Origin of the sequence: Phreatobacter stygius (assembly GCF_005144885.1) — a bacterium.
GTDB classification, from domain to species: domain Bacteria; phylum Pseudomonadota; class Alphaproteobacteria; order Rhizobiales; family Phreatobacteraceae; genus Phreatobacter; species Phreatobacter stygius.
On sequence record NZ_CP039690.1, the window covers coordinates 838,846 to 850,600 of the forward strand.

At 64.5% G+C, this 11,755-nt stretch carries 9 protein-coding genes; 2 read left to right on the plus strand and 7 right to left on the minus strand.

Annotation, left to right across the window (positions count from 1 at the left end; all coding sequences use genetic code 11):
* Positions 1-15: 15 nt before the first annotated feature.
* Positions 16-756: a formylglycine-generating enzyme family protein gene (locus E8M01_RS03945; RefSeq protein ID WP_246088588.1), complete on the minus strand. Its 741-nt coding sequence runs from the start codon at positions 754-756 to the stop codon at positions 16-18.
* Positions 757-993: 237 nt separating this feature from the next.
* On the opposite strand from E8M01_RS03945, the gene E8M01_RS03950 reads away from it, so the two are divergent.
* Positions 994-1,965: a GntR family transcriptional regulator gene (locus tag E8M01_RS03950; RefSeq protein ID WP_246088589.1), complete on the plus strand. Its 972-nt coding sequence runs from the start codon at positions 994-996 to the stop codon at positions 1,963-1,965.
* 26 nt (positions 1,966-1,991) lie between these two features.
* Here E8M01_RS03950 and E8M01_RS03955 read toward each other — a convergent pair whose 3' ends face one another.
* The gene (locus E8M01_RS03955) at positions 1,992-3,170 is read right to left on the minus strand and encodes a glycosyltransferase (protein WP_170181769.1); all 1,179 of its coding nucleotides are present in this window, start codon (positions 3,168-3,170) and stop codon (positions 1,992-1,994) included.
* 112 nt (positions 3,171-3,282) lie between these two features.
* Here E8M01_RS03955 and E8M01_RS03960 point away from each other — a divergent pair, with 112 nt between their 5' ends.
* Positions 3,283-4,563: a nucleotide sugar dehydrogenase gene (locus E8M01_RS03960; RefSeq protein ID WP_136958924.1), complete on the plus strand. Its 1,281-nt coding sequence runs from the start codon at positions 3,283-3,285 to the stop codon at positions 4,561-4,563.
* A gap of 4 nt (positions 4,564-4,567) precedes the next feature.
* Here the strand turns inward: E8M01_RS03960 and E8M01_RS03965 are convergent, their stop codons facing one another.
* From E8M01_RS03965 to E8M01_RS03985, 5 genes are all read right to left on the minus strand, one after another.
* Positions 4,568-5,752, minus strand: a complete 1,185-nt coding sequence (locus E8M01_RS03965; protein ID WP_170181770.1) for a glycosyltransferase — start codon at positions 5,750-5,752, stop codon at positions 4,568-4,570.
* Positions 5,753-5,843: 91 nt separating this feature from the next.
* Complete coding sequence (locus tag E8M01_RS03970) at positions 5,844-6,737, minus strand: class I SAM-dependent methyltransferase (protein ID WP_136958926.1); 894 nt, start codon at positions 6,735-6,737, stop codon at positions 5,844-5,846.
* A 2-nt stretch (positions 6,738-6,739) separates the two neighbouring features.
* Complete coding sequence (locus E8M01_RS03975) at positions 6,740-8,704, minus strand: glycosyltransferase (RefSeq protein WP_136958927.1); 1,965 nt, start codon at positions 8,702-8,704, stop codon at positions 6,740-6,742.
* Positions 8,611-10,578 (minus strand): asparagine synthase (glutamine-hydrolyzing), encoded by a 1,968-nt coding sequence (gene asnB, locus E8M01_RS03980; RefSeq protein WP_136958928.1) that lies wholly within the window; start codon positions 10,576-10,578, stop codon positions 8,611-8,613. The genes E8M01_RS03975 and asnB overlap by 94 nt, the downstream gene beginning before the upstream one ends.
* Positions 10,579-10,627: 49 nt before the next feature.
* Entirely contained in the window at positions 10,628-11,653 is a 1,026-nt protein-coding gene (locus E8M01_RS03985) for an NAD-dependent epimerase (protein ID WP_136958929.1), read from the minus strand.
* Positions 11,654-11,755: the final 102 nt, after the last annotated feature.

The window sequence follows — 11,755 nt, forward strand, 5'->3', positions numbered from 1 at the left end:
GTGGCTGACAGCGCGTCAGGCCGACCTTGCGATGCGAAACCCCAGATCGTCGATCCGAAAGGTCGGATGGCTTCGGCGGCGATTTGTCGCCAGGCACCCTCGCTCCGCGTCGGCCCAGCCACCACCCCGAAAAACCCGGTATGGCCCATAGACCGCCGGGTCGTACTGGTCCCAGCACCATTCCCAGACATTGCCCAGCATGTCGTGCAATCCCCAGGCATTGGGCTGCTTCTGTCCGACGGCCTGAACCTGGTTGCCTGAATTGCCCCGGTACCAGGCAATGTCGTCGAGCTCGCCATATCGGACCTTGCCGGTCCCGGCGCGGCAGGCATATTCCCACTCCGCTTCGGATGGCAGCCGATAGCCGTCGCCATCGGGACGCAAGCTGACGTCTTCGCCATCACTGCCGATCCGGTAGCTTTCCCGGAGCCCGGCCTCCCCGGACAGCCGGTTGCAGAAGCGGATCGCGTCAAACCACGACACGTTCTCGACCGGATAGTGGTCGCCCTTGAAAACCGCAGGCGATTGCGCCGTGACGGCACGATAGAACGCCTGTGTCACGGGATATCTGGCCAGCATGAACGGCTGGATCGCGACATTCCATTGGCGCTTTGTCCTGTCGTCCCTCAGGCCGACATCGCCGCCTGGGATTTCCAGCATGTCCTGACAGGTCACGTCACCACCGGGTCGATACATCCTGGTCATTCCATCGGCATCCGCGAGCGTCCGAGCCACGACGACGTCGCCGACCTGCATCAACTCTGCCGCCGGTCCAAACGTCAAACGGCCACGCGGGTGCTTTGGCGACGATCGTCGGCGCCAAACCATCGAGCCGTTCGTCTGCGGGCCTGCCAATGCCCCCTTGGAACAGCTATCGTCCCGGCGCAGGCGGCAAGGCCCGGGTTCGCTTGACGCCGCCCGCGCGGCGCGCTGCCTGGCATTGTTTTAGATTTTTGGTATCGCAAAATGCATTCCGATGGCAAAATGACGGCCATGACGAAGACGACATCCTCGGTCAGTCCGTTGCAGCGGGACCTGGCACGCGGCATTCTCGATCTGTTGCGCGGCCGCGGCGCGGCAGCCGGCGACCGGCTGAGCCGGGTGGCGCTCGCCGAGGCGCTGGGCGTCTCGCGCACGCCGGTCAATGGTGCGGTGGCGCTGCTCGAAGAGATGGGCATCGTCGCGATCGAAGGGCGCTCGGTGCGCATTGTCGATCTCGACCGCGATGCGTCGCGCCTGGCCTCGTCAGGCGACGAAACCAGCATCGCCCGCCTGCTGGTCGGCATTTCCAGGGCGCGTCGCGACGGCACCTTGCCCGACGAGGTATCCGAGCGGCATCTGGCCCAGCATTTCAGCGCCGGCCGCACCACGGTTGCCCATGCGCTCAGGCAATTGGCCGAGGCCGGCGTCGTGACGCGCAATCGCGGCCATGGCTGGAGCTTCACGCAAGGCTTCGCTTCGGCCGAGGATCGTGCCGCGTCCTATCGTTTCCGCATGTTGCTGGAACCGGCAGCCCTGCTCGAACCAACCTTCGCCTTGCCGCCCGGCTTCGAAGCCCGGATGCGCGCCGACCACGCCCGTTTCCTCGATCGCCCCTGGACCGCCGATGACGCGGTCGCTTTCTTCGAAACCAATGCGGCCTTCCATGCCGGCCTGGCCGAAGCCTCGGGCAACCGCTTCTTCGCACCGGTCATCGCCCAGCAGAACCGCCTGCGGCTTCTGTCGAACTATGCCTGGCAGCGCGGGGCCGAACGCGTCGAGGTGTCGGTGCGCGAGCATCTCGCCATTCTCGATGCGCTTGTCGCCGGCGACCGCCAAAAGGCAGCCGAACTGATGCGCCAGCACCTGGCGGGCGCCGCGGCACTCACGTTTCAGATGCCCGGCAGCGGCACGTCGGCGCCGGATGGATCGGACATTGATCACGCGCCGCCGGGACGGCGCGCGCCAAAACATCGCGCCAAATAGCCACGGCGCCACGCTGGCCGGACAGTTCAGGCTGGACGGACGCCTGCCCCGATGACGATCTGGACGAACCTGTCGACGGCATGATCAAACGACAGTAGCCGGACCGCACGGCAACGCGCCGCCTCGCGGCGAGCGGCGGCCTGGTCGGACGGCTCGGCCAAGAGTGCGAGGACATGCGCGCCAAGGTTTCGCGCATCGCCCAGCTTCGCCAACATGCCAACGTCTCCGAGAATCGCTTCGGCCTCGCCGGCATCCGTGCTGACACATGCGACCCCGCATGACATGGCCTCGGCGAGCACATTGGGAAAAGCTTCGCTCCGCGAGGTCAGAAGTAGGAGATCAAGCCCGGGCATCAGCGCCTGAATATCTCGCCGCTCGCCCAGCACGGCGGTCCGCTCGCGAATGCCCGCAAGCAAAAGCCGTTGACAGAATTCGGCCCGATCCGTGCCTGCGCCAATGAACATGAAACGGGCGTCCGGACGCGCCTCGGCGATGTGACGGAAGACCTTTATGGCCGTGGCATGGTCCTTCAGCGGATCCACGCGTGCAACATGGCCGATGATCGGTCCTTGGCCGGCAAAATATGGTGCTCGCTCGCGAAACAGAGCGCTCAAGCGGCTCGCCGCAGCCGCATCCGGCTTGAAGTTGTGAACATCAACCCCGTTGGGGATGACCTGGGTCACCCGGGCACGGTATCCCAGCCGGCCATGCGCCTCGGCGGCCCGGGCCGAATTGAAAGTCAGGACATCCGGCGGACCGGCCATGAACGGAAGCGCGCGGATCGCCAGCCTGCGGGTCAAGGATTGCGCCGCGCCGACCTGCAGCCCGTGCCGAATGTTCCAGGTGACCTGCGGACGCGAGACCGAAGCCACCTGGCGCGCTGCAAGGCTCGCAGCCAACGAGCCATGATACATCCAGCCGAAGACCATCCTCGGGCGGCATTCCTCAATGATATGGGCCAGCCGCGTGATGGCCGCCGGGGCCTCGGCGAGGCGGTCCAGGCCCAGGGCGATCACGTCAACGCCTGCCGCGCCGTAAGCCGCGTCGAGATCATCGACCGTCCTCAGCCGGACGACCGGTTGGCGTCCAAGCAGCGACGACGTGGCCTTGATGAGCCGCAACAGGAAATTCTCGGCACCTGCATTTGCAAGCCCGGTAATGACGTGCAAGACGGTGGGCGAGTATTCCGGCATAGGCGTCGGCATCTGCCACTCTCTTACGTAATCGGCCGATGCGCAGCAATGGGTTGACATGCACGACGGCAACGGAGATCGCTCGGTGTCCCTGGGGAATGCGAGTACTTTTTCAAGCTTGGACATGTCGCACGGTCGCCGCATCGCCGTCGTTGGCCTTGGATATGTCGGCTTGCCCGTGGCGGTCGCGTTCGGCCGGACGGGACAGCCCGTCGTCGGCTTTGAAATAGCCCCGTCGCGCGTCGCAGAACTCAAAGCCGGCTTCGATCGCACCCTCGAGACAAACGCGGACGACCTGGCGCAGGCCAAGATCATGTTCACGACTGATCCGTCGGCGCTCGACGCCGCGGATTTCTTCATTGTCACCGTGCCCACGCCGATCGACGACGCCAACCGCCCCGACATGCGACTGGTCCTGGCAGCATCCCGCGCGGTCGCCAAGGCTCTCAAGAAAGGCGACATCGTCGTCTACGAGTCGACCTTTTACCCAGGCGCCACCGAAGAGGACTGCATTCCCCTGCTGGAACGCGAGTCGGGCCTCACCTGCGGCCTGGATTTTACCGTGGGCTACAGCCCCGAGCGGATCAATCCCGGTGATCGCGAACGCCGCCTGGAGACGATCGCCAAAGTGGTCGCCGGTCAGGACGACGCCACGCTGGAGATTATCGCCGAGGTCTACGGCTCGATTGTCGCCGCCGGCGTCTACAGAGCGCCCTCTATCAAGGTCGCCGAAGCCGCCAAGGTCATCGAGAATACCCAACGCGACCTCAACATCGCCCTGATGAACGAGCTGGCGATCATTTTCAGCTTGCTGGACGTGGATACGGCCGATGTTCTTGCGACGGCCGGAACGAAGTGGAACTTTCTCCATTTCACACCGGGATTGGTCGGCGGACATTGCATTGGAGTTGATCCCTATTACCTGACCCATCGCGCTGAACGTGCCGGCTATCATCCGCAGGTCATCCTGGCGGGGCGTCGCATCAATGACCAGATGGGGGCCTGGATTGCGCGCGAATGCATCAAGCGGCTGCTCCGCAATGGCGGCGGACGATCCGTCACGGTGCTGGGCCTCGGTTACAAGGAGAACGTTCCGGACATCCGGAATTCGAAGGTCATCGACGTCATCAGGGAGCTGAACAGCTTTGGCGTCGCGGTGCAGGTCGCCGATCCCTTGGCCGACCCGGCAGACTGCATGCGCGAATATGATGTCGCCTTGACGCCCTATGCCGAGCTGGAACCGGCCGATGCTGTCATCCTCGCGGTTGCCCATGCCGACTATGTCAAGGCCGCCTGGGGCGGTATCGCCAAGCTGTTGAAGCCAGGCGCCAACCTTGTCCTGGACGTCAAGGCTGTCCTCGACCGCGCGACCAAGCCGCCGCATGTCGAACTGTGGCGGGCTTGACGGGCTAACCCGACAGCGCCTTCGACAAGGCCGCTTCCAGGCTGTCGCAAGCCGATGCCACCCCGTAGCTGGCCTGGGCGCGTTGACGCGCGGCACCGGCAAGGCGCCGGCCCAGCGAAGCGTCGCGGATCAGGACGGCAAGGGCCTCGGCGAGTGCGACTGGATCGGCCGGCGGCACCAGCAGACCAGCCTCTCCTTGTCCGAGCAATTCGTTGGCTCCCCCGACCCAGGTTGCCACGATCGGCAGGCCTGCCGCCGCCATCTCCAGAAGCGCATTGGAGAAGCTCTCCGTAAGCGAAGCGTGGATGCCGATATCGGCGGCTTCGAGGAGGCCGGACACATCGGCGCGCTCGCCGAGGAACTGCACATGAGCCGCGATGCCGGCATCCGAAGCCAGGCGTTCCAGGACGGCGCGTCGCCCGATGCCTTCAGCCGGCACCGCGCGGCCCTTGTCATCGACGTCGCGACCAACCACCAGGAGCCGCCAAGAGCCTGCCATCGCCCCCGTTCGATTGAGCAGGCCCAGGGCCGCGATGATGTCGGCATGGCCCTTATAGGCGAAGAGATTGGCGACCGTGACGAGCACCAGTTCGTCGCCTCCCAGCCCGAGAGCGGCGCGCGTCGCCTCCCGTGCCCGGAGATCCGGCGGCGGCTTCGGCACCACCGCGTTCACGACACGAACGATCCGCGCTGGCTCGACTCCCTCGGCCAACAGGTCGGTCCTGACCGGTTCGCTATTGGCCAGCACCAGCCGCGCGGTGCGCGTTCCCCAGCGGTCCAGCATGCCGAACACGGCACCGCGCTCGTGCTGATAGGCGTTCTGGCTGCGACGGGCGACAATGTGAAGGGTCCCCGTCAGTCGCGCCGCCATAGCGCCGACGATGCAGGCATGGGGCAAGACGGTCAGCAGGATTTCGCTGCGCCGGGCGCGAACCACCGCGGCGGCGCGGCCAACCGCCCGCAGGTTTCGGATAACCGCAGCCACGGCCCCGCGCCCCATTCGCTCGCCGTCCGCGGCCGTTCTGACCGGGATCCCCGCAGCCTCCAGTGTCGCGCACAGGGCCTCGCGCGGGGCGATGGTTATGCAGGCGACGTCATGACCGCGCGCCCGAAGCACCGGCAGAACCAAAGCCATCTGCGCCTCGGCCCCGCCTATCGCCAGACTGTCGATCAGGACGGCAATGCGCACGCAGCGGTTCCTGTCGCCTGAAAAGCCCTGCCCGCCAGCTTGCCTCCGGACGGCGATCGCCGCCGGCATGAAGCGCGAGCGCCTGACCCGGTCATGCCACGTTGACGGCGGCCGGGGAGCCGGCCGGCCCGGTCAGTCTGGCAACCATATCCTTCACCTTCGTCTTCTTGCCGTTGACGCCAGTGCGCCTGAAAAGAAATTCCGAGCAGGCATGACCGGTCGCCACGTTGATCAGCTCGAAGCCGTACTCGCCTTCCAGGAGGTCGACCGTCTCCTGGTCGCCGGCATATTCCATTGGCCAGCCGCCGAGCCAGTCCCGAACATCCGTGAAATAATTCATCCCGCGCTGGGTCCGGTAGGTCCAGATCTGCTTGAGCACGGCCGGCAGGTTTCTGATGTTCATCGACATGCCAAAGCGCCAGACATACCACCAGACCATCAGCCATTTGGTCAGCGACGTAACCCGGTTGTACTCTTGCTTTATTTCCAGCCAGAACGCTTGGCTCGGCTGGAAATCGACATCCTTCGAATAGAGGGCAATGTAGAAGAGTCCGCCTTCGGCCACACAGGACTGGGCGTTGCGGAGCGCCCGCCAAACCTCGCCGGTATGGTGCAGGACACCCCATGAATAGACCAGCTTCCAGGTGCCGAGCGAGGCAACGTAGCTGTCGTCCAGCACGTCTCCCTGCTCGACCGACCAATGGTCCGGCTTGCCCGCCCGGTCCCGGAGAAATCGTGTCGCCGCTACGGAATTGGCGTCATAGTCGAAACTATGCAGCTTTTCGGCACCAAGTTTCAGAGCGGCGAGCGAGTGCAGCCCTGAGCCGGATCCGATGTCGAGAAAGTCGAGGCCTTTCAGGTCATCGCGCTTGAGGAAGCCTGTCAGCCGCGCGGCGGCGGCATCAAGACGCTGCTGGCTGTGCTTCTGGCGAACAAATCTGTTCCAGTTGTCTCCAAAGCCGAACCGCATGCCCGTGTCGGCCATTATCAGCCTTCCGCACTTGTCGTGATCTGCGCCGGCGAAGATTGCGGCGAGCGCGCGCCATAAACGGCGAGCGTGGCCGCGGCCATGCTCGCCACATCGAAGGTGCCGCGTGCGTGCACCGCCCCATGCTCGCCCATTTGCCGCCGGCGCGGCGCGTCACCGGCCAGGTCCAGGACCGCGGCCGCCAGGGCCTTGGCGGTCTGACGCTGCGTGAGGATCCCGGTCGTTCCGTCGACCAGCGTTTCCGGAGCGCCGCCGACCGGCGGCGTGACGACCGGAAGCCCCACGCTCTGCGCTTCGATCAGCACATTGGGCAGCCCCTCCAGGCGGGACGTGAGCATGAAAATGTCAAAGCCGCGCATGCTCTCCCAGGCGTCCCTGGTGACGCCCGGCAAACGCACGCGCTCGGCCAGGCCGGCCCTGGCGACGGTCGCGATCATCGCCTCGCGCATCGGGCCGTCGCCGTAACAGACCGCCACGATGCGCCGATCGGCGGCGACCGCCTCCATCGCGGCGGCGATCCAGAGATCCGGCCGCTTTTCCTCGGAGAACCGTTGAACGCCGCCGAGCACGACGGTCTCGTTGGAGACCCCCAGCCTCGCGCGCGCCGCCTGCCGCTGCTCGCCGGTCGGCACCGGCGGGAATTCGAAACCATTCCGGATCACTGCGATGCGCGACAGGTCGATCGCAAGCCAACGCGCGTAGTCTCGGGCCCCCGCGGTGCTGTTGTTGATGATGACGGCATTGCCCCGCTCGAGAATTCTCAGATATCCGGGCCGCATGTAGGGCTGGTAGAGCAGGAAATTATCCGGCGCGACCGACCGGCCGCTCATGATCAGGCGCGGCACGCCGACGATTTGTGCCGCGACGCCGCCGGCGATGTTGGCGGCATCCATCCAGGTGTGAAACAGCTGCGGCCTCAGGTCGCGCAGCGCGAGCGCATGAGCGATCACCGTATGGGCCAGTTGCTGGAAGCCGATATGGCTGTAGCGCTGGGTGAAATAGTCCAGCTGCTCCTGAATGGCGGGATCTGCGTAGGCTGGACCATGAAACGCGATCTGGTGGACGCCGACATGGGCCGCCTCCAGGCTCGGTTTGAAAAAATCGTTCAGTGGCGGGGTCAGATTTTGGCACAACACGCTCACGCGCCAGTCGCCCTGGCGCGCCAGGGCCGCGCCGGTATAGGCGAGCTGACGCTCGGCGCCACCAGGCCCCAGCGTGCCGGAGGTCAAGGCCGCGTGGCCTGGCCGAAAGCTGTCTGGTGGCATGCGCAGGAACGACAGCCGCTCGTAAAGGTCCTCGAAGGCCCGCGTGAAGTTGACTGGCGACGATACGCCGGACAACAGGCCGGCCGTTGCGATCCTGCGTTGGATCGCCGGCCTGATGCGCTTGCCCAGGGCTTCGAGGGTGGACGTGCGCAGGAATGTTCCGTTTGGTCGTATCGCCCAGATGCTCTTGACGCCCCACGAGCGCAGTTTCCAAAGCACCGGCAAGGCGAGTTCATCAAGAAGCCCGAGGAACAACATTTCGTCTGGAAGGCGCCGCCTGATTTCCAGGCGTGAGTGGTTGATGTCCTTCCACCAGCCGGCAACCGTCGGACGATCCTCGTCGCCGACCGGTTGGCTGTCGACGATCACGGCGCTCAAGCGATCGAAGCGAAGCACTTCGGACACGAGCAGCGGCGGCAGGCTGAACGGTACGGCCAGGCCAAGGCGATGGGCGCCGGAGGCAGCCAGGCCCTGCTCGACGAGATGTTTGATGTTCAACATTCGGACGCCTGCCCCTTCAACACCATCGTCATGCGCCGACCGCCCGGGCGACCACCCGGCTGGAAGCAAGATACACGTGAGCTGGAGGATCCCATCAGGGCCTTCTACACCGCGAATGCCGCCTGCTCGACCGGGCCTCTCGAACCGCCGAGGCGCTGTGCGGTCGGGTGGGACAATGCCTCGACCGGGTCGATCCATACACGGTACCAGAGCTCCAGCATCAGCAAAGCCCAAATGCGGGTCGCCCAGTTCTCTCCGGCATTGTGACGGTCCAACAGGCGGCGCACCTGCGCCATGTCGAAAAGACCCCGCGCGGACGCCCGGCCTCCGGTCAACATGTCATAGGCAAAATCGCGCATCTCGGTGCGCAGCCAGGCATCGATAGGCACGCCGAAACCCATCTTCGGCCGGTACAGGACCTCTCGCGGCAAATAGGGCTCCATCGCCCCCTTCAAGAGCGATTTCGGTTCGCCGCCGGCGAAACGCTGCTGCTCGGGGATGGTACAGGCCCAGGCCAGGAAGTCATGGTCGAGAAACGGCGAGCGCGACTCCAGCGAACTGGCCATGCTCGCTATGTCGACCTTCACCAAGAGATCATCGGGCAAATAGGTATGAAGATCCGCCCATTGCGCGCCCCAGCTCAGGGTTGGCGCGGCGTCGAAATATTCGTCGAGGCTGTCGACGCGGGACGCCGCCAGATGCGCCCGCATGGCGCCTGAATAGAGCGACTGCTTCGATTGATGCGTGAAGTAGGCGATGAAGGTCTCATACCGATGCGACGGACGCTGAAACCTGTTCGACAGAACCTGGCGCGCATGGCGAATGATTTTCAGGCCATCAAGGCCGCGCGGGGAAATGCGCGCCAGGCCGTACAGGCCGCGCGCCATCCACAAGGGCATCCTGTCGTCGATCGCCTGCAGCTGACGGCACAGCTTGTAGCGCGCATAACCGAGAAATGCCTCGTCGCCTCCGTCGCCATTGAGCACCACCGTCACCTGCCGGCGCGCCGCTTGAGCGACGTAGAATGTTGGGATGGCTGAGGAATCCGCGAAGGGCTCGTTGTAATAATAAACCAGGTCGTCGAGCACATCCATGGCATGGGGCTCGACCACGAACTCCTCATGATCGGTTCCATAGCGTTCGGCGACCATGCGCGCATAGGCACGCTCGTCATATTTCGCCTCGTTGAAACCGATCGTGAACGTCTTGATGGGCCTGGACGACTGCATCGCCATCATGGCGACCACGGCCGAACTATCGACACCACCGGACAGGAACGCCCCGATCGGCACGTCCGATATCATCCGCAACCGCGTTGCCTCGCGCAATCGATCGACCAATTCGTCCTGGAGCTCGGCTTCGGGCCGCGCCTGCGCGGATTCGGGCCGGGGCCAATCGAAGTAGCGGCGCTGGACCACCTCCTGACCGCGGCCAACCACGATCAAATGCCCCGGCGCGAGCTTCGCGATCCCCGTGAAGGCCGTCATGGGCGACGGGACATATTGGTAGGTCAGATAGGCGTCGATGGCCGCCAGATCCGCTTCACGCCTGGCGCCGGGCCAGGCAAGAATGGTCTTGATTTCGCTGCCGAAGACCAGGAGACCGTTGACGATCGCGTAGACCAGCGGTTTCTTGCCCACACGATCCCGGTAGAGAACCAGCTGATCCCGCCGTCGATCATACAGCGCGATGGCAAACATGCCGCGCAGCCTGTGGACGACCTCGACACCCCAAACCTGATAGCCGGCGACCAGGACCTCGGTATCCGAGCGGGTTCGAAACAGCCACCCCTTTGCCTCCAGCTCCGAGCGCAGCTCGAGGAAGTTGTAGATCTCGCCGTTGAACGCCACCGTGATCTGGCCGTCCGGAGAAGCCATTGGCTGGTTTGCATCGGAGCTGAGATCGATGATCGCGAGGCGCGCATGCGCCAAGCCGACACCCGGGCCGTTCCAGACCGCCTTCGCGTCCGGGCCGCGATAGCTGACCGTATGGATCTGGCGCGCGAGACAAACCGCGCCATCCGGTCGCTCGTCACGGCTTCCGAGATCGAAAAATCCAGCAATGCCGCACATGAAATCGTTCGCCTCGCGCTGGCGGGAGCTTGTCCGCCGAGACCGGTGATCAGGCCACTTGGTGGTAGGAACGATACCAGTCGACGAACCGGGCGACCCCGACCTCGAGCGGCGTCGCCGGCTGAAACCCCGTTTGCCGGGTCAAGTCGTCGACATCGGCGCAGGTTGCCGGCACATCTCCCATCTGCATCGGCTTCATGATCGTCTTGGCCTTGCGGCCCAGCCTCTGCTCGAGCAATTCGACCACCCGCATGAGAGGCTCGGCCTTGTTGTTTCCAATATTGTAGAGCCGATAGGGCGCCTTGCTGGTGCCCGGCGTCGGAACATCGGAACGCCATTGTGGATCAGGCGTGGCGACGACATCGCAGGACCTGACGACACCTTCGACGATATCATCGACATAGGTGAAGTCGCGCAGCATCTCGCCGTGATTGAAGAGCTCGATTTCTCGCCCGTCGAGAATGGCCTTGGTGAAGATATACATCATCATGTCGGGCCGCCCCCAGGGCCCGTAGACCGTGAAGAACCGCAAGCCGGTCGTTGGCAGGCCGAACAGGTGGCTATAGCTGTGCGCCATCAGTTCATTGGCCCGCTTCGAGGCCGCATAGAGCGTCAGCGGATGATCGGCGTTCTGGCGCACCGAAAACGGCATGTTGGTATTGGCGCCGTAGACCGAACTGGTCGAGGCATAGACAAGGTGTTCAACGCCGTGATGGCGGCAGCATTCCAGAATATTGGCGAAACCGACCAGGTTGGCCTGGACGTAAGCATGCGGGTTGACCAGCGAATAGCGCACGCCCGCCTGGGCGGCCAGATGAATGACGCGCCGCGGCCTGGACTGGGTGAACACGGCGTTCAGCGCCGCGCCATCGGCAATGTCGATACGATGAAACTGGTGACCCTGGCGTTCGCCGAGCCGCGCCAGCCGCGCTTCTTTCAGGTTCGGGTCGTAATAATCATTGACGTTGTCGACACCAATGACCTCAAGGCCGCGGTCGAGCAATTTGACCGCCGTATGAAACCCGATGAACCCCGCCGTTCCGGTCACCAGGATTGGTCCAGCATCACTGGTCATGTCGATCTCGCTCCGTGGAGATGTACGCGCGAGGCGCTGAATCGCTTCGCGCCGGCAAGACCGCCCACCACGTGATCATCGTCCCACATACGGCCCCGGATG